Source organism: Nonomuraea sp. NPDC049269, from assembly GCF_043197155.1.
In the GTDB taxonomy this organism is placed as follows: Bacteria; Actinomycetota; Actinomycetes; order Streptosporangiales; family Streptosporangiaceae; genus Nonomuraea.
Map to the genome: position 1 here is coordinate 1,905,958 of NZ_JBICSO010000001.1, position 22,854 is coordinate 1,928,811.

Annotated in this window: 26 protein-coding genes; 9 read left to right on the plus strand and 17 right to left on the minus strand. The window is 71.2% G+C overall.

Annotated features, from left to right (window positions below):
- Positions 1–39 precede the first annotated feature (39 nt).
- Positions 40–1,494 (minus strand): MFS transporter, encoded by a 1,455-nt coding sequence (locus ACGFNP_RS08815; RefSeq protein WP_393316359.1) that lies wholly within the window; start codon positions 1,492–1,494, stop codon positions 40–42.
- A gap of 62 nt (positions 1,495–1,556) precedes the next feature.
- Between ACGFNP_RS08815 and ACGFNP_RS08820 the strand changes: the two genes are divergently transcribed.
- A complete protein-coding gene (locus ACGFNP_RS08820) occupies positions 1,557–1,922 on the plus strand; it encodes a MerR family transcriptional regulator (RefSeq protein WP_393316362.1) in 366 nt (121 codons plus the stop codon).
- On the opposite strand, the gene ACGFNP_RS08825 is transcribed toward ACGFNP_RS08820, so the two are convergent.
- From ACGFNP_RS08825 to ACGFNP_RS08835, 3 genes are read right to left on the minus strand one after another with little or no spacing between them, the layout of a single operon-like run.
- Positions 1,919–2,557, minus strand: a complete 639-nt coding sequence (locus tag ACGFNP_RS08825; protein WP_393316365.1) for a Trp biosynthesis-associated membrane protein — start codon at positions 2,555–2,557, stop codon at positions 1,919–1,921. The two genes, ACGFNP_RS08820 and ACGFNP_RS08825, sit on opposite strands and share 4 nt — an antisense overlap.
- Positions 2,554–2,904: a phosphoribosyl-AMP cyclohydrolase gene (hisI, locus tag ACGFNP_RS08830; RefSeq protein WP_219533640.1), complete on the minus strand. Its 351-nt coding sequence runs from the start codon at positions 2,902–2,904 to the stop codon at positions 2,554–2,556. The genes ACGFNP_RS08825 and hisI overlap by 4 nt, the downstream gene beginning before the upstream one ends.
- A 57-nt stretch (positions 2,905–2,961) precedes the next feature.
- On the minus strand, positions 2,962–3,297 hold the full coding sequence (locus tag ACGFNP_RS08835) for an STAS domain-containing protein (protein ID WP_393316368.1): 336 nt from the start codon (positions 3,295–3,297) through the stop codon (positions 2,962–2,964).
- Positions 3,298–3,451: 154 nt separating this feature from the next.
- On the opposite strand from ACGFNP_RS08835, the gene ACGFNP_RS08840 reads away from it, so the two are divergent.
- Entirely contained in the window at positions 3,452–4,258 is an 807-nt protein-coding gene (locus ACGFNP_RS08840) for an MEDS domain-containing protein (RefSeq protein ID WP_358318597.1), read from the plus strand.
- The gene (locus ACGFNP_RS08845; protein WP_393316371.1) at positions 4,251–4,685 is read left to right on the plus strand and encodes an ATP-binding protein; all 435 of its coding nucleotides are present in this window, start codon (positions 4,251–4,253) and stop codon (positions 4,683–4,685) included. The genes ACGFNP_RS08840 and ACGFNP_RS08845 overlap by 8 nt, the downstream gene beginning before the upstream one ends.
- 2 nt (positions 4,686–4,687) lie before the next feature.
- Here the strand turns inward: ACGFNP_RS08845 and ACGFNP_RS08850 are convergent, their stop codons facing one another.
- Both ACGFNP_RS08850 and ACGFNP_RS08855 read right to left on the minus strand, forming a co-directional pair.
- The gene (locus tag ACGFNP_RS08850) at positions 4,688–6,472 is read right to left on the minus strand and encodes an ABC transporter ATP-binding protein (RefSeq protein WP_393316374.1); all 1,785 of its coding nucleotides are present in this window, start codon (positions 6,470–6,472) and stop codon (positions 4,688–4,690) included.
- Positions 6,469–8,247 (minus strand): ABC transporter ATP-binding protein, encoded by a 1,779-nt coding sequence (locus tag ACGFNP_RS08855; protein WP_393316632.1) that lies wholly within the window; start codon positions 8,245–8,247, stop codon positions 6,469–6,471. Before ACGFNP_RS08855 ends, ACGFNP_RS08850 begins: the two co-directional genes overlap by 4 nt.
- A gap of 113 nt (positions 8,248–8,360) precedes the next feature.
- Here ACGFNP_RS08855 and ACGFNP_RS08860 point away from each other — a divergent pair, with 113 nt between their 5' ends.
- The 3 genes from ACGFNP_RS08860 to ACGFNP_RS08870 all read left to right on the plus strand — a co-directional run bounded on the left by ACGFNP_RS08860 (position 8,361) and on the right by ACGFNP_RS08870 (position 10,746).
- Positions 8,361–8,990, plus strand: a complete 630-nt coding sequence (locus ACGFNP_RS08860; protein ID WP_358318594.1) for a TIGR03085 family metal-binding protein — start codon at positions 8,361–8,363, stop codon at positions 8,988–8,990.
- 171 nt (positions 8,991–9,161) lie between these two features.
- Positions 9,162–9,323, plus strand: coding sequence for a hypothetical protein (locus tag ACGFNP_RS08865; RefSeq protein WP_358318593.1), 162 nt, complete (start codon positions 9,162–9,164; stop codon positions 9,321–9,323).
- Positions 9,324–9,384: 61 nt separating this feature from the next.
- A complete protein-coding gene (locus ACGFNP_RS08870; RefSeq protein ID WP_358318592.1) occupies positions 9,385–10,746 on the plus strand; it encodes a glutamine synthetase family protein in 1,362 nt (453 codons plus the stop codon).
- On the opposite strand, the gene hisF is transcribed toward ACGFNP_RS08870, so the two are convergent.
- The 9 genes from hisF to hisD are packed head-to-tail and all read right to left on the minus strand — an operon-like array spanning position 10,743 to position 16,753.
- Positions 10,743–11,504 (minus strand): imidazole glycerol phosphate synthase subunit HisF, encoded by a 762-nt coding sequence (gene hisF, locus ACGFNP_RS08875; protein WP_393316379.1) that lies wholly within the window; start codon positions 11,502–11,504, stop codon positions 10,743–10,745. The two genes, ACGFNP_RS08870 and hisF, sit on opposite strands and share 4 nt — an antisense overlap.
- The gene (locus ACGFNP_RS08880; protein WP_358318590.1) at positions 11,501–11,893 is read right to left on the minus strand and encodes a Rid family hydrolase; all 393 of its coding nucleotides are present in this window, start codon (positions 11,891–11,893) and stop codon (positions 11,501–11,503) included. The genes hisF and ACGFNP_RS08880 overlap by 4 nt, the downstream gene beginning before the upstream one ends.
- Before the next feature lie 28 nt (positions 11,894–11,921).
- Positions 11,922–12,644: a bifunctional 1-(5-phosphoribosyl)-5-((5-phosphoribosylamino)methylideneamino)imidazole-4-carboxamide isomerase/phosphoribosylanthranilate isomerase PriA gene (gene priA, locus ACGFNP_RS08885; protein ID WP_393316382.1), complete on the minus strand. Its 723-nt coding sequence runs from the start codon at positions 12,642–12,644 to the stop codon at positions 11,922–11,924.
- On the minus strand, positions 12,644–12,973 hold the full coding sequence (locus ACGFNP_RS08890) for a hypothetical protein (protein WP_358318588.1): 330 nt from the start codon (positions 12,971–12,973) through the stop codon (positions 12,644–12,646). Before ACGFNP_RS08890 ends, priA begins: the two co-directional genes overlap by 1 nt.
- On the minus strand, positions 12,966–13,601 hold the full coding sequence (gene hisH / locus ACGFNP_RS08895) for an imidazole glycerol phosphate synthase subunit HisH (RefSeq protein ID WP_358318587.1): 636 nt from the start codon (positions 13,599–13,601) through the stop codon (positions 12,966–12,968). The genes ACGFNP_RS08890 and hisH overlap by 8 nt, the downstream gene beginning before the upstream one ends.
- Positions 13,598–13,753: a hypothetical protein gene (locus ACGFNP_RS08900; protein ID WP_358318586.1), complete on the minus strand. Its 156-nt coding sequence runs from the start codon at positions 13,751–13,753 to the stop codon at positions 13,598–13,600. Before ACGFNP_RS08900 ends, hisH begins: the two co-directional genes overlap by 4 nt.
- On the minus strand, positions 13,750–14,343 hold the full coding sequence (gene hisB / locus ACGFNP_RS08905) for an imidazoleglycerol-phosphate dehydratase HisB (protein ID WP_219538427.1): 594 nt from the start codon (positions 14,341–14,343) through the stop codon (positions 13,750–13,752). Before hisB ends, ACGFNP_RS08900 begins: the two co-directional genes overlap by 4 nt.
- Entirely contained in the window at positions 14,340–15,434 is a 1,095-nt protein-coding gene (locus ACGFNP_RS08910) for a histidinol-phosphate transaminase (protein WP_358318585.1), read from the minus strand. The genes hisB and ACGFNP_RS08910 overlap by 4 nt, the downstream gene beginning before the upstream one ends.
- Complete coding sequence (gene hisD, locus ACGFNP_RS08915) at positions 15,431–16,753, minus strand: histidinol dehydrogenase (protein ID WP_393316389.1); 1,323 nt, start codon at positions 16,751–16,753, stop codon at positions 15,431–15,433. Before hisD ends, ACGFNP_RS08910 begins: the two co-directional genes overlap by 4 nt.
- Positions 16,754–16,887: 134 nt before the next feature.
- On the opposite strand from hisD, the gene ligD reads away from it, so the two are divergent.
- Positions 16,888–17,877 carry a non-homologous end-joining DNA ligase gene (gene ligD / locus ACGFNP_RS08920; RefSeq protein WP_358318583.1) on the plus strand — a complete coding sequence of 330 codons (990 nt, stop codon included), beginning with the start codon at positions 16,888–16,890 and terminating at the stop codon, positions 17,875–17,877.
- Between the two features lie 246 nt (positions 17,878–18,123).
- Here the strand turns inward: ligD and ACGFNP_RS08925 are convergent, their stop codons facing one another.
- Positions 18,124–19,287, minus strand: a complete 1,164-nt coding sequence (locus ACGFNP_RS08925; protein ID WP_393316393.1) for an MFS transporter — start codon at positions 19,285–19,287, stop codon at positions 18,124–18,126.
- Between the two features lie 57 nt (positions 19,288–19,344).
- Between ACGFNP_RS08925 and ACGFNP_RS08930 the strand changes: the two genes are divergently transcribed.
- Complete coding sequence (locus ACGFNP_RS08930) at positions 19,345–20,085, plus strand: helix-turn-helix transcriptional regulator (protein WP_358318581.1); 741 nt, start codon at positions 19,345–19,347, stop codon at positions 20,083–20,085.
- A 20-nt stretch (positions 20,086–20,105) separates the two neighbouring features.
- Positions 20,106–20,600, plus strand: a complete 495-nt coding sequence (ybaK, locus tag ACGFNP_RS08935; RefSeq protein WP_358318580.1) for a Cys-tRNA(Pro) deacylase — start codon at positions 20,106–20,108, stop codon at positions 20,598–20,600.
- Here ybaK and ACGFNP_RS08940 read toward each other — a convergent pair.
- Positions 20,581–22,836 carry a transglycosylase domain-containing protein gene (locus ACGFNP_RS08940; RefSeq protein ID WP_393316397.1) on the minus strand — a complete coding sequence of 752 codons (2,256 nt, stop codon included), beginning with the start codon at positions 22,834–22,836 and terminating at the stop codon, positions 20,581–20,583. The two genes, ybaK and ACGFNP_RS08940, sit on opposite strands and share 20 nt — an antisense overlap.
- Positions 22,837–22,854: the final 18 nt, after the last annotated feature.

A 22,854-nucleotide genomic window follows, 5' to 3' on the forward strand; every position in this document is an offset into this window, starting at 1 on the left:
CAAAACGTCCGGCGGTCCGGCAACGGTTCAGACCGTGGATTATTTGTGATGAGTCCGCGACAGAGAGGGATCGGCCGAGGCCGGGACCGAGGCGCTCGATCGGCCGCGCACCGCCGCCAGCACGCCGCCGAGAGCCGCCGCCGCGGTGGTGAGCAGGAAGGCGGTACGGAAGTCGCCATGGCCGGGCGACATGCCCAGAACGAGCGTCAGGACGGCCACGGTGACGGCACCGGAGAGATACTGCGACGTGGTCAGCAGCGCTCCCGCCGTGCTCTGATGGGCGGCCGGCACGTCATGGGTCCCGATGATGAACATGGACGTGTAGATGACCCCGTGCCCGAACCCGCTGAGAAGCAGCCCGGGAAGCAGATCGGCGGCGTAGGAGTCCCCGTGCAGCGCCAGGGAGAGCCAGAGCAGACCCACGGTCGCGACGGCGAACCCGGCGACGAGCACGTTCGCCGCCCCGAACCTCCGCACCGCCCGTCCCGCCGTCGTGCTGCCGACGGTCACCATGATCGCCAGCGGCAGGAACGCCAACCCCGCTCGTACCGGCGTATATCCCTTCATTTCCTGCAGAAGCAGGGTGAGCAGGTAGAACTCCGACCCGACACTCGCCATGTAGAGCGCGGTCGCCGCCGCCCCGGCACGCAACGATCTCGTACGCCGCAGAACGGGCTCGATGAGGACGTTGGGCGAGACGCCCTCATTCCGTACGAACCCGACGAACAGCACCACCGCAAGGCCGAGGCAGACGAGGGTCGCCGGCGACCCCCACCCTTGGGAGGAGCCGAGCGTCAGCCCGAGCACCAACGTGAGCACGGCGCCTGTCCCGAGCACCGAGGCGAGCACGGGAACGCGGTCGGGCGTGCCGTCGCCGGTGGCGGGCCGGGCCGAGGCGATCCAGACGGCCGCTCCCAGCGCGCACAGCAGCGTGAGCGGGACGTTGATGACGAACGTGAGCCGCCACGACGCCGCCGTCAGCAGCCCGCCGAGTATCGCCCCCACCGCCAGCCCCGAGGCGCCGACCGACCCCCACACCGCCAGCGCCCTGGCCCGCGACGCCCCCGGCGGGAACGTCGTCCCGATCAGCCCGAGCACGGCCGGCTGCAGCAGCGCCGCCCCGAGCCCCTGCACCCCCCGCGCGGCCAGCAGCAGCGTCCCGTCACCTGCCGCCCCGCCCACCGCGCTGGCGACGCCGAACAGCACGATGGAGACGACGAAGAGCCGCTTGGCGCCCACCCGATCCGACAGGCGCCCCCCGACCACGAGGAACCCGGCGAAGAGCACGGCGTAGGCGCTCACGATCCACTGGGCGAGCGCCGGTTCGAGCCGCAGGTCGGTGGCGATGCTGGGCAGGGCGATATAGATGATCGAGTAGTCGAGGGCGATGAGGAACTGCGCCACCGACAGCACGGCCAGCGTGGCGGACGCGCGCCCGGCCGCCGCGACCGCCCCCGCGGCCGCAGGCGCCGCGGTCAATTCCCGAGATGTCATGCGGACATGATCGAACCTTCACACTAGTGTGAAGGAAAGCCGCGTCGGGAGGAGTCGTTCCGGTGAGGATCGGAGAGCTGGCCGAGCGTACGAACGTGCCTACCCGGCTCCTGCGCTACTACGAGGAGCAGGGGCTGCTCTCCCCCAACCGGGCGGCGAACGGGTACCGCGACTATCCGGAGGAGCTCGTCGACCGGGTGACGCAGATCCGCGGCCTGCTCGACTCCGGCGTTCCGACGAGGATCATCAAGCAGATCCTCCCGTGCCTCGACAATCCCTGCACGATCCACGTCACGGACGCCACGCCGGAACTGATCGCGAGCCTCGAACAGCAGCGCGACCAGATGGACGCGCGCATCCGCTGCCTGGCCAGAAACCGTGACGCGATCAACGCCTACCTCGACGTGGTCCGCCGCGACCCGCACTAAGTCGGGTCGTCGCCGCGGTCCAGGGCGTCCCACAGGGAACGGTCGTCGGTGGGCGGGGGCGGCTCCCGGGTGTATCGGGCGGACATGCCAGCCCAACCGCCACCTCGTACGACGGCCACGACGCCGCCCGCGACCATCAGCGCCGCCCCGAGACCGCACACCACGGGCCACAACGCCACCGCGTCCCACTGGATCGCGCCGGTCACCCGCATGACGTTCCGCTCACGCAGCCAGCTCAGCACGCCGCCGCCGTCGGCCGCCTGCCACGCGCCGAGCCCGGCGCCCACTCCGCACAGGGCCAGCAGCACGCCGATCACCCGGCGGCCGATCCCCTTCGTGGCCAGCACGGCCACCACCCCGGCCAGCCCCGCCAGCGCCAGCGGCGTCAGCACCGGACTGAGGTCACCGCCGGTCGGCGCGGCCACAACGCCCGTCCCTGCGCCCCGGACATTCGTCACCCAGGCCCGCCCGGTGGCGACCAGAACCAGCACACACCCGAGCACCGTCCCCACCAGCCAGCCGACCAACTCCCGCCGCCCCCGCCGAACAGCGGCGTCCGTCTCAGGACCCGTGCCCAGCTCAGCACCGATGCCCGGCTCAGGACCGGCACCCGGCTCTGGTCCGGTGTCCGTCATGGCGTGATCGTCACCTCGAGCGGATCGGCGTCGAAGCACGTGTGGTCGCCCGTGTGGCAGGCCGCCCCCACCTGATCCACCTTCAGCAGCACCGTGTCACCGTCGCAGTCGAGCGACACCGCCTTGACGTGCTGCACGTGTCCCGACGTATCGCCCTTCACCCAGTACGCCCCCCGGCTGCGCGACCAGTACGTGGCCCGTCCCGTGGTGAGCGTGCGATGCAGCGCCTCGTCGTCCATCCAGGCGAGCATCAGCACTTCGCCGGAGTCGTACTGCTGGACGATCGCGGGCACCAGCCCGTCGCCGTTGCGCTTGAGCCGCGCGGCGATCTTGGGGTCAAGGGACATGCCGTCATTCAACCAGCCGGAGTGGTCACTCCCCGAATCGGCTGACGGTCAGTACAGCTAGTCGAGTGCCTGCGACAACGTCTCGTAGATCGGGAACAGCGGTGCGATGTTGGTCCGGCGCAGGCGTCTCATCACCTGTCCGTCCGTGGCCACCAGCGCCATGGTCCCGTCGCGGTCTCGCAAGGTGGCCAGCTGGCGCACCAGCACCCCCAGGCCTGTCGTGTCGATGAAGGTCACATTGCTCAAGTCGACGACCAGACGCGGTCCGTGGGTCGCGACCGCCTCTTCGAAGCATTTGCGGACCTTTGACACATTGTCCGCATCCACCTCACCCGCGAGGCTCACGACCACGCGCTCGCCATGCCGGCGTCGCGTCATTTCCAGCACATCCACGCCCATGCTCCTCATGACTCCGCCATCAGCGGGCCCCCGCGTGAAAAGGTACACGGAGCCGAGAAGAGTTACCGAGGGTTTTGTGAAGAACGCATTACGTGATGACGCGAGGCGGAGTAGTTTCCTGTGCTACGCGCGGCAGGGAGGGACGATCATGGTGGACGTCGCGGGTTCCGTCCTCGATCCCGACCTGGGAGATCACGTCTGTCTGCCGTTCCACGGGGATCGGGAGCGGATGGCGGCGACCAGGGAGTTCACGGTGAACGGGCTGCGTCGCCACACCAGAGTGGTGATCATCACCCACACCGACACACCGGAGCGGACGCGGGAGTGGCTGGCGCCGCTCGTGCCGGGGCTGGCGGCGGCGGAGGCGGCCGGTCAGGTCGAGATCAAAGCCTGCGATCCCCGGTGGCTGCTGGGTGAGCTGGTCGCGGCCGGCGAGCAGGCCCGCGAGCACGGGCAGCGCGGCGTCTACGCGCTGGTCGACGCGGCGTGGGGGGTGCACGACGCGGTGGGGCTGGAGGGGTTCGAGGCGGCGGCCAACGCGTTGTTCGGTGAGCGGTGGCTGGCGGCCGTGTGCCAGTACGATCGCGGGCTGTTCTCGGCCGAGGCCGCGAACCGGGCGGCGGCCATCCATCCGATCGCGCCCGGGCAGGCGCTGCTGCGGTTCGCCAACCTGTGCCCGCAGCCAGGGCTGCGGCTGTCGGGTGACGTCGACATCACCAACAGGCAGGCGTTCGCCTCGGTGCTGGCGCAGTTGGAGGCGGTGGCGGCCGAGGTGGTCATCGACGCGACGGCGCTCGACTTCATCGACGCCGGGTCGGCCCAGTTGCTGGCGGTGACGGCGCTGGCCAGGACGGACCACCGCACGGTGGTGGTGTGCCGCGGGACGGTCGCGCGCGTGCTGCGGCTGATCAGGGCCGACGAGGCCGTCACCGTCCGCCGGGCCGGCGATGTATAGGCAGGTGCTGTGTACGGGATTCGCGCAAGGGCGGATCACGGCTCTGCGGAGGCTGGTCTCCGAGCACGCGGCCGAGGAGGGGCTGGCGGGCAAGCGGCTGGAGGACTTCGTGCTGGCGGTCAACGAGATCACCACGAACGCCGTGCTGCACGGCGGGGGCGGCGGGCTGCTGCGGCTGTGGCGGTACGACGACCGGTTGTGGTGCGAGGTGGCCGACAAGGGGCCCGGCCTGCCGCCGGGCTGGGTGGGCGCCTCATGCACTCCGCCGGGGCACGAGTCGCGCGGGCGGGGGTTGTGGCTGACCCGCCTGCTCTGCGACGAGGTCACGGTCCTGTCCGGCCCTGGCGGCACCAGCGTACGGTTCGCCGCCAGGGAAGCGGACAGTGAAGCCAGCAGCGAAGCCGGCAGCGAAGCCGGCAGCGAATGAGCCTACGAGTGCGCGGCCGACACCCAGGAGGCGTGCAGGTCGGCGTAGACGCCCGGCTCGGTCACCAGTTCGGCGTGCGACCCTCGCTGCACCAGCCGTCCCGTGTCGAAGACGAGCACCTCGTTGGCGTTCTCGGCCGTCGACAGCCGGTGCGCGATCGAGATGGCCGTCCGGCCCCGGGTGACGCCTTCCAGCGCCCGCGCCAGCCGTACCTCCGTCGCCGGGTCGACCGCCGAGGTGGCCTCGTCGAGCAGCAGCAGGTCGGGGTCGGCCAGGTAGGCGCGGGCGAGCGCGACGAGCTGGCGTTCGCCCGCCGAGAGCGACTCGCCGCGCTGGCCGACCGGGGTGTCGAGGCCCGCGGGCAGGCCTTCCAGCCAGTCGGCCAGGCCGAGTTCGGTCATGGCCAGCACGATCTCCTCGCGCGTGGCGGCGGGGCGGCCGTACTGGATGTTCTGCTCCAGAGTGCCGTCGAACAGGAAGCCGTCCTGCGGCACCATCACGATGCGCTCGCGCAGCGAGGAGAAGCGCACGTCGCGCAGGTCGTGGCCGTCGACGGTGACGCGGCCCGAGACCGGGTCCATGAGCCGGGTGAGCAGTTTGGCGAACGTGGTCTTGCCGGAGCCGGTCTCGCCCACGATCGCGATGCGCGAGCGCGGCGGGATCGACAGCGTGACCTCGCGCAGCACGGGGACGCCGCCGGGGTAGCTGAAGTGCACGTCCTCGAAGGCGACGGAGATCGGGCCGCGCGGCAGTTCCACGCCGGAGTCGCCGGGATCGGCCACGTCCGGCGGCGTGTCGAGGACGCCGAGGATGCGCCGCCAGCCGGCGACCGCGTTCTGGGCCTCGTTCAGCACCTCGGTGGCGGTCTGCAGGGGCGAGACGAACAGCGTGACCAGGAACAGGAACGCCACCAGCCGCCCGGCCGTGATCTCGCCCGACAGCCCGAGCCGGACCCCGAGCAGGACGATCCCGGAGATGGCCACGGCGGCCACGATCTCGGTCAGCGGGAACACGAACCCGACGATCGTCTGCGCCTTGGTCTGCGCGGCCCTGTTGGCGTCGACGGCCGTGTCGATGCGGTCGGCGGTGCGCCGCTCGGAGGCGTACGCCCTGATGACGGTGGCGCCGACGACGGACTCGCTGACGGCGGCGAGCATGTCGCCGGTCCGCTCGCGGACGGTGGTGTAGGCGCCCGACAGCCAGCGCTGGAAGCGCGGCAGCGCGATCACCAGCGGGATGAAGCAGACCCAGACCAGCAGCGTGAGCTGCCAGGAGTAGACGAACATCAGCACGCTGGCCACGAGCACCTGGCCGAACGCCACGATGATCATCAGCCCGCCCCACTGCATGAACGTGCTGATCTGGTCGACGTCGTTGGTGACGCGGGAGACCAGGGCGCCGCGGCGCTCGGTGTTCTGGGTGAGCACGGACAGGTCGTGCACGTGGCGGAAGCCGCGGACCCGCAGGGTGGCCAGTGAGGACTCGGTCGCCTTGTAGAGGCGAACGTTCATGACATATCCGGCGATGGCGGTCAGGATCACGGCGGCGGCGCACAGGGCGACGGCCCGCCAGATGTACGGCATGTCGGGCGCGCTGCCCTTGAGGCCGGTGTCGATGGTCTGCTGCACCGCGATCGGCACGATGATCTTGCCGACGGTGGCGACGACGGCCAGCGCCAGCGTCCCCGCCAGGCCCCTGCGGAACTCCGGCGTGAGCGAGAACCCCTGGCGGATCGTGGCCAGCGCGGATCGCTCGGCGTTGCCGCGGATCCCCTGCTCCACGCTCATGCGCTGACCTCTTCCTCGGTGATCTCGATCTCGATCGCGGCCCGTTCGGCTTCCTCCCGCTCGTAGGCGGTCACCAGGTTCCGGTAGCCCTCGCAGCGCCCCAGCAGCTCCTCGTGGCCGCCTCGGTCCACGACCCGGCCCCGGTCCAGGTAGACGATCTCGTCGGCCAGGGCGATCGTGGCCATCCGGTAGGCGACGACCACGACGCTGGACGCCGCGTCGCGCAGGCCGTACAGGATCTTGGCCTCGACCTGCGGGTCGACGCTGGAGGTCGCGTCGTCGAGGATGAGCAGGCGCGGGCGGCGGACGACCGCGCGGGCCAGCGCGAGCCGCTGGCGCTGGCCGCCGGACAGTGACGTGCCGCGCTCGCCGACGCGCGTGTCGATTCCCGAGGCGAGCCTGCCGACGAACGCGTCGGCCTGGGCCACGCGCAGCGCCGCCCACACCTCCTCGTCGTCGACGTCCAGGCCGAGCGCGATGTTGCCGCGTACGGTGTCGTCGAACAGGAAGGTCTGCTGCGGCACCAGCGCGACGGACCCGGCCAGCGCGCCGTAGGCGAGCCGCCGCACGTCGACGCCGTCGAGCAGCACCTGTCCCGAGGCCGGGTCGACCAGTCGCACGAGCAGCTGGACCAGCGTCGACTTGCCGGAGCCGGTCGGTCCCACCAGAGCGACGGTTCGGCCGGCGGGCACGCCGAAGGTGACGTCGTGGAGCACCGCGTCCGTGCCGTAGGCGTAGGAGACGCCCGACACCTCCAGCTCGGCGGGCCGGGCCTCGCTCAGCTCGGCCTCGCCGTACTCCATCGACCCTTCGGCGTCCAGTACGGCCTGCACCCGCTGCCAGCCGACGACGCTGCGCGGCAGCTCGGCCAGCACCCAGCCGAGCGCCCGGATGGGAAAGGACAGCAGCGTGAACAGGTAGGCGACCTGCACCAGTTCGCCGGAGTCGATCGAGGCGGTGGACAGCCGCAGCGCGCCGACGCCGAGCACCGCGAGCACGCCGAGCGTGGGCAGCGCCTCCAGCATGGGGTCGAACAGCCCGCGTACCCGGCCGACCGCGATGTTGGCGTCGCGCAGCTCGTGCGCGCGCCGCCGGAAGCGCTCGGTCTCCGTCGCCTCCCTGCCCAGGGTCTTGACGACGAGCGCGCCGTCGAAGCTCTCATGGGCGATCTCGCTGACCTCCGCGCGCAGTTGCTGGGCGCGGGTGGCGAGCGGGCTCAGCCGGCGCTGGTACACCAGGTTCAGCACGGCGATCGCCGGGAAGATGAGGAAGCCCACCAGGGCGAGCATGGGATCGGTGAGCAGCATCCCGATCGCCGCGGTGAACAGCATGACGATCACGCCGACGGCCATGGGCAGCGGCGCCAGCGGCGCCCAGGCCGCCTCGGCGTCGGCGCTGGCGTTGGACAGCAGCTGTCCGGTCGGGTGCCGGTGGTGCCACGACAGCGGCAACTGCAGATACTGCCTGGTGACCGCGCGCCGCGACCGGGCCTGCATGCGGTACTGCATGAGCCCGGCCAGGATGCGCCGGCCCGCCACGCCGATCGACTTGAGCAGCGCGGCGCCCATGATGAGCAGCGTCCCGGTCCACAGCGCGCCCGCGGTGGCGTCGCCCTTGTCGAAGGCGGGAAGGACGACGTTCTGCGTGGCCCAGCCGAGCGCCCAGGCGGAGGCCACGGTCATGCCTCCATACAGCGCGCTGGCCAGGACGGCCGCGGCGAACACCGCCTTCTCCGCGCGAACGGCCACCCCAAGGACGCGCAACCCTTGACGCATGACAGCCGAGGTGACCTTGCTCGCCACTCGTAAAGTTTCCTTTCCCCGTCTATTTCTACATATGTGACTATCACGGCTGATCATCACGTTATTCCCGCGGGTAGGGTTGGCGGGTGACTCACGCTCGCAGCGAACGCGCCGCGCTATGCGACCTGCTCGACCGGCTCGGCCCGGACGCCCCGACGCTCTGCGAGGGCTGGAAGACCGCCGACCTGGCCGCCCACCTGGTCCTGCGCGAGCGCAGGCCCGACGCCGCGGGCGGCATCGCCCTCAGACCACTGGCCGGCTACACGGCCTCGGTGCAGGAGGGGCTGAAGGCCAAGCACCCCTACCCCGAGCTGGTCGACCTGGTCCGCACGCCGGGCGGCGTGTACGGCCTGCTCCCCTTCCTCGACGACGCCGTCAACACCCTGGAGTACTTCGTCCACCACGAGGACGTGCGCCGCGCGCAGCCGGAGTGGGAGCCACGCGAGCTGCCGGCCGACCTGGAGCAGATCATGTGGAAGCGGGTCGCCAGCGGCAGCCGGCTGATGCTGCGCAGATCCCCCGTGGGCGTGGTGCTGCACCGCCTGGGCGGCGGCGTCACGCTGGGCGGCGCGCGCCAGGGCCCGAAGGTGGAGGTGACGGGCCGGGCGGGCGAGCTGGTGCTGTTCTGCTTCGGGCGCCAGGAGCACGCGAGAGTCGAGCTGACCGGCGATGCCGACGCCATCGCCCGGCTCAAGAACGCCAGACTGGGTATGTGATCGGTACGCCAGGTTTCCGGGTTCGGTAGGCGCTCGGCCGATACCTCTTGGCCTTACCATGGCGTGAGAAACGAGCCCCCCGGTTAGGATCAAGGAACGTCTTCATAGAAGATGCCAAGGATCGCCCAGATCCGGGTATATACGGCTGGGAATGGACTGCAGGAGGCCCCCATGCAGGTCAAGAAGGTGGTCACGTACGTTGCAGTAGCGTTCGTGATCTTCTACCTTTTCACCAAGCCGACCCAGGCCGCAGCCGCGGTCAACGGCGTGTTCGACGGGATCGTCCACGGCGCCAACCAGTTGGCCGTCTTCTTTACCAATGTGTTGACCTGACGTGTGGTTCTGTCTGCGTTAGACGCTTCCCCACGATGCCAGATCGTGTTACGCAGGCAGAATGAGAGATCGTCCGAGCGTCACCAAGATCAATCAGCCTGATCCCCACGTCCGGCGCATCCTCGAACGCGCCGAGCTCGAGGGGATCGAGCTGATCCGCTTCCTGTACGCCGACCACGGAGGCGTCATCCGTGGGAAGGCGGCATCCCGGTCGCGACTCGCCGAGCGGCTCAACTCCGGGATCGGGCACACGGTGGCCATGATGGCGATGAACATGCTCGACCAGTTGCAGGAAGTCGAGCACCTCGGTCCGGTGGGCGAGGTGCGCATCGTCCCCGACCCCTCCACCTTCGTCCCCCTCCCCCACGCTCCCGGCGCCGCGGCGATGCTGTCCGATCTACGCAATCCGGACGGCTCCCCCTGGGACGCCTGCGCACGCACCTTCCTCAAGGACGCCATCGGGACACTGGCGGACGAGGGCTACACGCTGGTGGCCGCCTTCGAGCCGGAGTTCACGCTCGGGCGCCGGCTGCCCGACCCGGCGGGCGGCTTCGACCGGCTGGTGCCGCTCGACGACGCTCTCTGCTACGCCGGCACCGGCTTCGACACCGCCCACGACTACACGATCAAGCTGATGCACGCCCTGGAGACGCAGGGCCTGCGGGTCGAGCACTATCACCCCGAGCTGGGCCCGGGCCAGCAGGAACTGTCCGTACGGCACGCGCCCGCGCTGCGCGCCGCCGACAACCACGTCCTCTACCGCGAGACCGTGCGCGGAGTGGCGATGCGCATGTCGATGTGGGCGTCGCTGGCCCCCAAACCGCTGGCCGACCAGGCGGGCAACGGCGCCCACCTGCACCTGTCGCTCTGGAACGACACCCAGAACGTCTTCGCCGAAGACAGCGAGTTGCGGGAGTGCTTCATCGGCGGCCTGATCGCGCACCTGCCCGCCCTGACCGCGCTGACCTGCGGCAGCGTCAACAGCTTCCGGCGGCTGGCACCGCGCACCTGGGCCAGCGCGTACGCCGTCCACGGCCCCGACAACCGGGAGGCCGCGATCCGGATCTGCTCGCCGCTCGGCGAGAGCGGCGAACCGAACCTGGAGCTGAAGCCCTCCGACTCCTCGGCCAACCCCTACCTGTCGCTCGGCGCGGTCATCCACGCCGGGCTCGACGGGATCCGCCGCAAGCTGGACCCGGGCGAGGCCGTCGACGTCGACCCCGACACGCGGCCCGGCCGCTACCGGCGCCTGCCCGCCTCATTGGACGAGGCGCTCGACGCCCTGGAGGCCGACGAACTGCTCATGGAGGCGCTCGGCCCGCTACGGCGTAGCGCGTACCTGGCCGTCAAGCGGTCCGAGGCCGCCGCGTTCGCGGCCCAGGACGCCTCCTATGAGCTGTTCCACCACATGCGGGTGTTCTAGCGGACCGGATATCCGGCCATCCGCAGCGTGTCCTTGACCTCGGAGATCTTCAGCGTCCCGAAGTGGAACACGCTCGCCGCCAGCACCGCGTCGGCGCCGGCCGCGACCGCCGGAGGGAAGTCCTCCAGCCGCCCGGCGCCGCCGCTGGCGATCACCGGCACCCGGACCGCGGCCCTGACCGCGCGCAGCATCTCGAGGTCGTAGCCGTCGAGCGTGCCGTCGCCGTCCATCGAGTTGAGCAGGATCTCACCGACGCCGAGCTCCTCACCGCGCGCGGCCCACTCGACCGCGTCGATGCCGGTGCCGCGCCGGCCGCCGTGCGTGGTCACCTCGAAGCCGCTCGGGGTGCCCGGCGCCCGGCGCGCGTCGACCGACAGCACCACGCACTGCGCGCCGAAGCGCCGCGACGCCTCGGTGAGCAGCTCGGGCCTGGCGATCGCGGCGGTGTTGAGCGACACCTTGTCGGCTCCCGCGCGCAGCAGCGTGTTGACGTCGTCGACCGTGCGGATGCCACCTCCCACGGTCAGCGGGATGAACACCTGCTCGGCGGTCCTGCGCACCACGTCGAGCATGGTCTCGCGCTCGCCCGACGAGGCGGTGATGTCGAGGAAGGTCAGCTCGTCGGCGCCTTCGGCGTCATAGCGGCTGGCCAGTTCGACCGGGTCGCCCGCGTCGCGAAGGTTCGCGAAGTTGACGCCCTTGACCACGCGCCCCGCGTCCACATCCAGACACGGGATCACCCGTACGGCTACCGTCATGCCCGCAACGCCTCAATCTCGATCTCGACCAGCATCTTCGGATCGACCAGCCCGGCGACCCGCACACCGGTGCAGGCGGGGCGTACCCGCCCGAACACCTCGCCGATCGCCCGCCCGACCTGGTCGAAGTGGCCGTGCTCGACCACGTAGTAGCGGACCATGACCACGTCTTCCCTGGTCAGGCCGCCCATCTCGACCGCTTCCAGGGCGATGTCCATGGCGGTCCTGCTCTGCAGGTAGGCGTCGTCGTGGTGACGTACCTCGCCGTCGACGGTGGCGGTGCACCCTGACACGATCACCCGGTCGCCGACGACCACCGCCCTCGCGTAGCCGTACCTCTCCTCCCAGATGCCTCCGGAGAACACCCGTCCGGTGCTTTGCATACTCATGTTGCCCATCACGCCCCCTCCCGAGGAACTAAGCGCGTACCGCGATCAGTGCGCTCTCCAGCGTGAAAGCCTGAGCGTAAAGGGCCTTTCCCACGATGGCCCCCTCCACTCCGTCCGGCACCAGGGAAGCCAGCGCGACCAGGTCGTCGAGCGAGGAGACGCCGCCGCTGGCCACGACCGGCTTGTCGGTGCGCTTGCAGACCTCGCGAAGCAGCTCCAGGTTGGGGCCGCGCAAGGTGCCGTCCTTGGTGACGTCGGTGACCACGTAGCGGGGGCAGCCGTCGGCCTCCAGCCGGTCCAGCACCTCCCACAGGTCTCCGGCGTCCTGGGTCCAGCCGCGGGCGGCGAGAGTGGTGCCCCGCACGTCGAGCCCGACGGCGATCTTGTCGCCGTGCTCGGCGATGATCCGGCGGCACCATTCGGGGTTCTCCAGCGCGGCGGTGCCGATGTTCACCCGGCGGCAGCCGGTGGCCAGCGCCGTGGCCAGCGAGGCGTCGTCGCGGATGCCGCCCGACAGCTCCACGTTCACGTCGAGCCGGCCGATCAGGTCGGTGATCAGCTCCCGGTTGGCGCCCCGGCCGAAGGCGGCATCGAGGTCGACCAGGTGGATCCACTCCGCGCCCGCCTCCTGCCAGGCCAGCGCCGCGGCCAGCGGCTCGCCGTAGCCGGTCTCGGTCCCGGCCTCACCTTGGACGAGGCGTACGGCCTGGCCGTCCGCGATGTCCACGGCAGGGAGCAATACGAGCGACATCAGGTCCTCCGGTCGAAAGCAAGAGTCATGACAACAGGCGCCAGCAGCAGGGAAAACACGAAAACCGTCAGGCTCAGGAACGGCGAGCCCCAATAGAGCCATGCCATCACCTGCACCAGAACGAAGACCAGCCCCAGTACGGCGTTCTGGCCTCGGCGGCGGCGGGCCAGCAGGCCGCCCTGCCGGGCGATCCGGACCGGGCGCGGGATCAGCCGGGCGAGTAAGGCGCGGCGGCGCACGGCGCGCGCCTGCCGTTCCTCGTTGAGCCGGATCGCGCGCACCCGTTCGGCCTCACGCTCGGCCCGGCGGCGCGCCCGCTCCTTACTCAAGGGTGCCGAGCCAGTTGGACAGCAGCGCCGCCCCGGCGTCGCCGGACTTCTCCGGATGGAACTGGGTGGCCATCAGCGGGCCGTTCTCCACGGCCGCCACGAACGGCACCCCGTGCTCCGCCCAGGTGACCAGCGGGTCGGCGAAGCCCTCACCTGCCTGCAACTCCCAGTCGCGCACGCCGTAGGAATGCACGAAGTAGAAGCGCGTCGCCTCGTCGATCCCGTCGAACAGCACGCTGGCCGCGGGCGCCTTGACGGTGTTCCAGCCCATGTGCGGCAGGACGGGCGCGTCCAGCCGCTCGACCGTGCCCGGCCACTCGGCGCAGCCCTCGGTCTCGACCCCGTGCTCCACACCCCTGGCGAACAGGATCTGCATGCCGACGCAGATGCCGAGCACCGGGCGGCCACCGGCCAGGCGCCGGCCGATGATCCGCTCGCCGTAGACGCTCTTGAGGCCCGCCATGCACGCCTCGAACGCGCCGACGCCCGGCACGACCAGACCGTCGCAGTCGAGCGCGGCGGCGAAGTCGGACGTGACGGTCACGTCCGCGCCCACCCTGGCCAGGGCCCGCTCCGCGGAGCGCAGGTTGCCCGAGCCGTAGTCGAGGACGACGACGTTCTTCTTCACCACCACATCACCCCCGCCGTGATCGCCAGCGCGGCGCCGACCGCGCAGGCGGCGGCACCGATCTTGAGCCCCTGCCTGGCCAGCGAGAACACGCCGCCGATGAGGAACAGCCCGATGAACACCATGGCGATGGCGATCGCGTTGTCGGTCATAGGACGCCCTTGGTGCTCGGCACGCCCGTGGCGCGCGGGTCGAGCTCCGACGCCTCGCGCAGCGCCCTGGCCAGCGCCTTGAACTGGGCCTCGACGATGTGATGGGCGTTGCGGCCGTACGGGACGCGTACGTGCAGGCAGATCGCCGCCTGGGCGACGAACGACTCCAGGACGTGGCGCGTCATCGTCGTGTCGTAGTCGGGGCCGATCATCGGCGCCATGCCCTCGGGCTCGGCGTGCACCAGATAGGGGCGGCCCGACAGGTCGACGGTCACCTGGGCGAGCGACTCGTCCAGCGGGCACGACGCATTACCGAACCGCCTGATGCCCGACTTGTCGCCCAGAGCCTCGCGGAACGCGGCGCCCAGCGCGAGCGCGGTGTCCTCGATCGTGTGGTGCGAGTCGATGTGCAGGTCGCCCTCGGTCTTGACGGTCAGGTCGAACAGCCCGTGCTTGCCGAGCTGCGCCAGCATGTGGTCGAAGAAGCCGACCCCGGTCGACACGTCAACCCGGCCCGTGCCGTCGAGACCCACCTCGACCAGAACCGACGTCTCCTTCGTCGCGCGCTCGACGCGGCCTACACGACTCACAGGATCCCCTCCAGAGCGGCGCGGAACGCCGCCATCTCCTCACCGGTGCCGATCGACACCCGCAGCCATTCTGGCGGTCCCACCTCACGGATGAGCACACCGCTCGCCAGCAGGGCCTCCCACACCTTCCGCCGGTCGGGAAAACGCCCGAACAGCACGAAGTTGGCGTCGGAGTCGGCGACGGTCAACCCCTTGCCCCGCAGCCAGTCCACGATGTCGTCGCGCTCCTGCCGGAGCGTGTCGACCGTGCCGAGCAGCTCGGCCCGGTGCCGCAGCGCCACGCGGGCCGCCGTCTGGGTGAGCGTCGACAGGTGGTACGGCAGGCGTACCAGCAGCAGCGCGTCGATCACGGCCGGGTGCGCGGCCAGGTAGCCGAGCCGGGTGCCGGCCATGGCGAACGCCTTGGACATGGTCCGGGTGACGATCAGCCTCGGGTGGTCGGGCAGCAGGGTGAGCGCCGAGGGCGTGCCCTGCCTGGCGAACTCCGCGTAGGCCTCGTCGACCACGACCATGCCCGTGGCCACGTCGAGGACCCGGCTGATCGTCTCCATCGGCAGCGCGGTGCCGGTCGGGTTGTTGGGCGAGGTCAGGAACACGATGTCAGGCCGGTGCTCCTCGACCGCGGCGGCCGCCTTGCCCGGATCGAGCGAGAAGTCGGGCTCGCGGACGCCCGAGATCCACTCCGTGCTGGTGCCGGTGGTGATGATCGGGTGCATCGAGTAGGACGGCTCGAAGCCCAGCGCGGTGCGGCCATAGGAGCCGAACGCCTGCAGGATCTGCTGGAGGATCTCGTTGGAGCCGTTGGCCGCCCACACCTGGTCCTTCGTCAGCCCGTGACCCAGGTAGCCGGCCAGCTCGGCGCGGAGCGCCTCGGCGTCCCTGTCGGGGTAGCGGTTGAGCTCGGCCGCGCTGGCCCGCACCTCCTCGGCCAGGTCGGCGACCAGGGCCGGGGACGGCGCGTAGGGGTTCTCGTTGGTGTTGAGCCTGATGGGCACGTCGATCTGCGGAGCACCGTACGGCGTGCGACCCCGGAGGTCGTCGCGGATCGGGAGGTCGTCGAGATTCACGTGCTGATTCACGTGCTGATTCACGGGGTCTCTTTTCGCGATGGGACCTGCCAGTCGAAGCGGGCGCGGATGGCGGCGCCGTGCGCGGGGAGGTCCTCGGCGTCGGCGAGCACCGTTACGTGCTCGGCCGCCTCGGCCAGCGCCTCGCGGGTGTAGTCGACGACGTGGATGCCGCGCAGGAACGACTGCACCGATAGGCCACTGGAGTGGCAGGCGCAGCCCCCGGTGGGCAGCACGTGGTTGGACCCGGCCAGGTAGTCGCCCAGCGACACCGGCGCGTACGGGCCCACGAAGATCGCACCCGCGTTGCGGACCCGCGCCGCGACGGCCGCCGCGTCGGCGGTCTGGATCTCCAGGTGCTCGGCGGCGTAGGCGTCGACGACCTTGAGGCCGTCCTCGATGCTGTCGACCAGCACGATGCCGGACTGCCGGCCGCCGAGCGCCTCGGTGATGCGCTGGGCGTGCCGGGTGGCGCTGACCTGCCCCGGCAGCTCCTTCTCGACGGCCTCGGCCAGCCGGACGCTGTCGGTGACCAGCACGGCCGCCGCGATCACGTCGTGCTCGGCCTGGCTGATCAGGTCGGACGCCACGTGCACCGGGTCGGCCGTGTCGTCGGCCAGGATCGCGATCTCTGTCGGCCCCGCCTCGGAGTCGATGCCGATGCGGCCCTTGAGCAGGCGCTTGGCGGCGGCGACCCAGATGTTGCCGGGCCCGGTCACCATGCTCGCGGCCGGGCACTCCTCGGTGCCGTAGGCGAACATCGCCACCGCCTGGGCGCCGCCCACGGAGTAGACCTCCTCCACGCCCAGCAGCGCGCACGCCGCCAGGATCGTGGGGTGCGGCAGCCCGCCGTGCTCCTTCTGGGCCGGGCTCGTCACGGCCAGCGACGCCACGCCCGCCTCCTGGGCCGGGACCACGTTCATGACCACACTCGACGGATAGACGGCGCGCCCGCCCGGAACGTAAAGTCCCACGCGGTCGACCGGCACCCACCGCTCGGTCACGGTGCCGCCCGGGACGACCTTCGTCGTGACGTCGGCGCGACGCTGATCGCGGTGGACCAGCCTGGTGCGCCGGATCGCCTCCTCCAGCGCGGCCACGACCTCCGGCCGCAGCTGCCGCAGTGCCGCCTGGATCGCCTCCCCCGGAACGCGGGCCTGCTGGATCTCGACACCGTCGAACCTGGCGGTCAGCTCCCGTACGGCTGCCGCCCCGCGATGGCGCACCTCGTCGCAGATGGGCCGCACCTTCTCCAGGGCGGCCTCGACGTCGAGATCGGCGCGGGGCAGCACGTCGCGCAGGTTCGCCGGAAGGGAACCGCGCATGTCAATACGGGAAATCACCCTCCCAGTTTACGGAGTCCCACCCCTGAATCCGGTTCTGTCCACCATCCGGGACGGAGACCTCCTCCCTATTTGACCATCTGCAGACCTCCACCCCCTGGTGCCGATCATGAGGCAGGGGTATGCCAGGGGTCATGGCCCAGCTGCCGGTCTACGCGCCGATGCTGGCTCAGCTCGGCTCCCTGCCGTCGGTCCGCGGGGACGAGTGGGCCGTCGAGATGAAGTGGGATGGCGTGCGCGCCCTCGTCTACCTGGAGGAGCGCGGCGTGCGGCTGCTGTCGCGCAGCGGCAAGGACGTCACCGTGGCCTACCCCGAGCTGCAGCTGATGGCCGGTGCGAGCGGCGGGCGGGCGGCCGTCGTCGACGGGGAGATCGTGGCGTTCGACGAGGCGGGACGGCCCAGTTTCGGCGCGTTGCAACCGCGGATGCACCAGCGCCACCCGGCCAAGGTCGCCGAACTCGTCAGGGCCGTGCCGGTGACGTTCATGGCGTTCGACCTCCTGCACCTCGACGCCACCAGCACCGTCAGCAGGCCGTACACCGAACGCCGTGAGCTCCTGGAACAGGTCCTGACGCCCGGCTTCCGCTGGCAGGTGCCGGTGTGGTTCCACGATCACGCCGAGCGCGCGCTGCTGTCCTCCCGTCAGCTCGGGCTGGAGGGCGTGGTGTGCAAGCGCCTGTCGTCGCCGTACCGGCCGGGCAGGCGCAGCGCCGAGTGGACGAAGGTCAAGAACCTCACGGCCGTCGAGGTGGTCATCGGCGGGTGGAAGGCCGGCGCGGGCCGGCGGGCGGGCACGATCGGCTCGCTGCTGCTCGGCGCGCACGACCGGGACGGGCGGCTGCTGTTCGTCGGCCACGTGGGCACCGGCTTCACCGAGGCGATGCTGAACGACCTGTACGAGCGGCTCACCGCACTGGAGCGGCCCGACCCGCCGTTCGACGCACCGGTGCCCCGCGAGCACGCCCGAGACGCGCACTGGGTCGAGCCGCGCCTGGTGGGCGAGGTCCGCTACGCCGAGTTGACCGGCGACGGCCGCCTGCGCCACCCCGCCTGGCGCGGACTCCGCCCCGACCGCGAGCCGGACGAGGTACGACTGGACAGCGGCGACTGGGCGACCGGCTGAAAAGCCCCGCGGCGCCGCACGTCATCACGGCTGGCCCATGTTTCCGCACTCCCCGCCGTACTGCGGCTGGGGTCCTTCTGAGAAGCGGGCGCGGCGATCGTCCAGGTCCTTCTGAGAAGCGGGCGCGGCGATCGTCCAGGTCCTTCTGGAGAGCGAGAGCGTCGATCGCCCAGGTCCTTCACACGGGAACGCGAGTGGCGATCACTCGCGGTGCCGGCGACGAAGTGGTGCGTGCGGAGAAGGCGGCTAGTCACCGGCGGCCGAGCTGCGCGCGGGGGTCGGCTCCGCCACGACCGGAGCGGGGTCCTTGAGCGTGCGGGCCAGCAGCCAGGACAGGGCCGGAAAGACGATCAGGCAGGCGAGCGCGACCCGCAGCGAGGAGGCCTCCGCCACCGCCCCGACCAGCGGGCTGGTCAGACCGCCGGCGCTCACCGCCAGGCCGAGCGTGACGCCGCTGGCCGTGCCCAGCCGGTTGGGCAGGAAGTCCTGCCCCAGCGTCACATGCAGCGAGAACGGCGCGTACAGGGTGATCGACGCGGCCGCGATGAAGACGTACGCGAGAAGACCCGGCGCGAGCACCACCCCGGCGACCGCGGGGACGGCCGCCGCGTAGGCCACCCGCATGGTGCGGACCCGCCCCCAGCGGCCCGCGAGCCGGCCGCCGAGCACCGTCCCCACGGCACCCCCGGCGAACAGCACGAACAGCGCCACCGCCCCCGCCGCGCCACCACCCATGTAGAGGGCGACGAACGCGCTCAACCCCACGTACGCGATCGACCGGAAGACGATCACCAGCGTGAGCCGGACGAACGACGCCCAGTCGTCACGCCCGGCCGAACGCGCATCGGCCCGAGCCCGCTCGCCGTGACGGGCCAGCGAGCGGATCACGGTCAGCGTGAGCAGGGCGCCCACCACGGCGGGCAGGACCAGCAGCGGCGAGGCGCCGAGCCCCCACAGCGACAGCAGCGGCGTGACGATGATCGGCGCGGTGGCGAAGCCGAGCGTGCCGCCCAGCGAGAACCAGCTCATCCGCACATGACTGCCCTCACTGGCGATCCTGGCCAGGCGGGCCGACTCCGGGTGGTACGCCGCCACGCCGAGACCCGACAGCGCCACCGCCAGCCAGGTGAGCACGTACGCGTCGGTGACCCCGCTGAGCGCCACCCCGAGCCCGGCCGTGAGCATGCTGACCGGGATGAGCCACGGCATCCGCCGGCGGTCGGTCAGCGCGCCGAAGACCGGCTGCACGATCGAGGACAGCAGCGTCGCGGCCAGCACGATGCCCGACGCGGCCACATACCCGTATCCGCGCTGCGCCACGAGGAAGGGCACCAGAGCCGGGACCGCCCCCTGATAAACGTCCACACCGGCATGGCCCACGGCCAGCATCACGATCCTGTTCGCCTTCACGCCTCGATCGTCACCCCGTGACCAGGTGGCCCGCTTCCGATAAAATGCCAATCCATCATGGAAATCCGCCATCTTCCGGAGGCGCCCACCGGCATACGGCCGCTGGCGCCGGGCACCGGGATCGACGCGCACCGCCACGACACCCACCAGATCACCTACGCCTGCCGGGGCGTCCTGTCGGTGACGACGAGCGCGGGCACCTGGGTGGCCCCGGCCAACCGGGCCATCTGGGTCCCGGCCGGCACCGTCCACGAGCACCGCGCGCACGGCGACACCGACCTGCGGCTCGTCGGCCTGCCCGTCGCCGACAACCCCCTGAACCTCCAGCGGCCCGCCGTGCTCGCCGTCGGCCCGCTGCTGCGCGAGCTGATCATCGCCTACACCCAGGACCCCGACGACGGCGGCGCCGAGCGGCAGCGGCTGCGGGCCGTCCTGCTGGACCAGTTGCGCCGCTCCCCCGAGCAGCCGTTCCACCTGCCCACGGCCAGGGACCCGCGACTGGCCGCCGTCTGCGCGATCCTGCACGACGACCCGGCCGACCGCCGTACGCTCGCGCAGCTCGGCAGGCAGGCCGGCACCAGCGACCGCACGCTCGCCCGGCTCTGCCGGGGCGAGCTGGGGATGACGTTCCCGCAGTGGCGTACGCAGCTCCGCCTGCATCACGCGTTGCTGCTGCTGGCCGACGGCACCCCGGTCACCACCGTCGCGCACCGCTGCGGCTGGGCCTCCGCCAGCGCTTTCATCGACGCGTTCCGGCGAGCCCTCGGGTACACCCCGGGCCGCGCCTTTACATTGTAGATTCGCTACAATGGCATCCTGTGAGCAGAGCGAAAGCCCCAGGGGGCACTCCGGCCACGGTGGCGCTGGCGAAGGCCAAGGCGGAGTTCACCCTTCACCCGTACGCGCACGACGCCAACGCGCAGGCCTATGGCGAGGAGGCGGCCGACGCGCTCGGCGTGCCGCACGAGCAGATCTTCAAGACGCTGGTGGCCGAGGTCGAGGGCGGGCTCGCGGTGGCGGTCGTGCCGGTGTCGGGCAAGCTCGACCTCAAGGCGCTGGCGGCGGCGCTCGGCGCCAAGAAGGCGGCCATGGCCGACGCGGCGAAGGTCGAGCGCGTCACGGGCTACGTCGTCGGCGGCATCAGCCCGCTCGGCCAGCGCAAAAGGCTGCCGACCGTGGTCGACGCGTCGGCTCTGGAGTTCGGCACGATCTACTTCTCCGCGGGCAAGCGGGGGCTGCAGATCGAGACCGCGCCGGCCAACCTCATCTCGCTGACCGGCGCCGTCACCGCCGCTATCGGTAGCGCCAGTTGACCCTGTGACGCCGCTGGCGCTGTCCCGGGACGTCACGGCGATGCCGTGGTTCCAGGAAGTCGCGGCGATGGAACGGCGGCCACGGGAACGCGAAGCGCCGGCGGTGGGCGATCGTCCGGTCCTGGTCGCGGCGGGCTTTCGCCTCCGCCTCCAGAGCCTCCTTCAGGCCCGGAGTGAACCCGCCGCCGAAGCGGGACATGTCAGGACCGGGGAAACCCGACGGCCGGGTACGCCGCAGGGCCGCCCGCATCGAGTCGATCCAGATCGGGCCCGGTAGCGACGCGCCCTGGACGGCGCCGTAGTAGTCGTCGCCGATCTCCACGTCCCGCAGGGGGTAGCGGTAGGCGCCCCTGATGTCGCCGACGCTGACCGCCGCCGCCAGATCCGGGGTGTAGCCGGCGAACCACGCCGAGGTGTAGCCGTTGTTCGTGCCCGTCTTGCCCGCCGCGGGACGGTCGAGGCTCTGCCCGCGCATGGTGCCCTGGGTGAAGACGCCGCTCAGCACCCAGTTGACCGCGTCGGCCACCTCCCGCTCGATGCCCTGCTCGCAGGCGGGCGGCACCTGGGTGCGTTCGCCGGCCCGGTCGGTGATCTCCACGATCGCCAGCGGCCGGCAGTACCTCCCCCTGGCCGCGAACGCCGCGAACCCCGCCGCCACCGTCACCGGATCCATCTCGTTCACCCCGAGCGTGAACGTGGGCACCTCGCGCAGCGGCGTCCCGTCGGCTCGGGAGATGCCCAGCGCCTTGGCGGTCTTGACCACGTTGCAGAGGCCGACCTTGCGCTCCAGCATCATGTAGAAGATGTTGACCGACTTCCAGGTGCCGGTCTCCAGGCTGTGCGGGCCGCCGGTGCCCTCGCCGCTGGCGTTGTAGACGGTCGTCTTCGGGTCGTTGACGCGCCTGCCCTGGCAGTCGCGATAGCCCTGCCCAGGCGTCAACTCCCCCGGGGTCTGGAAGCCGTCCCCGAACCGCCACCCCTGCCGCAACGCCGTGGCCAGGGTGAACACCTTGAACGTGGAGCCCGCCTGGAACCCCTGCCCGCCGCCGTGCAGCACGTCGGCCGCCAGGTTGAACGTGGTCCTGGCCCCGTTCTTCCTGTTGCCCGGGTTGCGGCCGAAGCGCTTGCTGGCGGTCATCGCCGTGATCCGCCCGGTGCCCGGCTCGACCATGGCCTCGGCGGCCACCTCGGTGTCCTCGGGCCGTACCCGCCGCTGGATGGCCTGCTCGGCGGCCCGCTGCGCCAGCGGGTCGAGGCTCGTACGGATCACCAGCCCGCCCCTGCTCATCCTGGCCTGCCGCTTGGCCGCGGTGTTGCCGAACGCCGGGTTGGTCAGCAGCTCCCGCTGCACGTAATAGCAGTAGTACGGATAGGCGCTCTCCGCGCAGCCGCCGGGCTCCGGGTGCAGCCGGAGACCGAGCCCGGTCCGCTGAGCCGCGGTCGCCTCCTGCCGCGTGATCAGGCCCACCCCGGCCATCCGGTCCAGGACGATGTCGCGCCGCTGCCGAAGCCGGGCCTGCTGCCTGTCGCCCAGCGAGGGATCGGTCGAGTACGGCACGCGGACGGCCCCCGCCAGCGTGGCCGCCTGGGTCAGGGTGAGGCGGGCGGCCGTGGTCGAGAAGAACCGCCTGGCCGCCGCCTCGACGCCGTGGGCGCCGGCGCCGAAGTACGCGATGTTCAGATATTTCTCAAGAATCTCGTCCTTGCGGTACTTCTCCTCCATCGCCAGCGCGTACCGCAGCTCGGTGATCTTCCTGCCCAGGTTGGGCGCGCGGGCCCGGTCGCGCTCGGCGTCGGTGCGGGCGGCCTCCACCAGGATGTTCTTCACCAGTTGCTGGGTGAGGGATGAGCCGCCCTGTTTGATCCCGCCCGCCTGCGTGTTGGTGAGCAGCGCCCGGATCGTGCCCTTGACGTCGAGGCCGCCGTGCTCGTAGAACCGGGCGTCCTCGATGGCCACGATCGCCTGGCGCATCACCGGCGCCACCTGGTCGAGCCGGACCGTCGTCCGGTTGGCCTCGTAGAACTGGGCGAACTGCTTGCCGTTGCGGTCGAGGAGCCTGGTCACCTGGGAGAGCGGCTCCTCACGCGGCGCGGGCGGCAGGTCGACGAACGTCAGGGCGACGTTCTTGGCGGACAGGCCCGCCCCGGTCACCACCGGCGCGGCCAGCGCCGCCGCCAGGAAGCCGCCGATCGCCCCGGCCACGGCGAGCACGCCGATGGATCTGAGCACAGTCACTCAGATGATCTGCGGCCC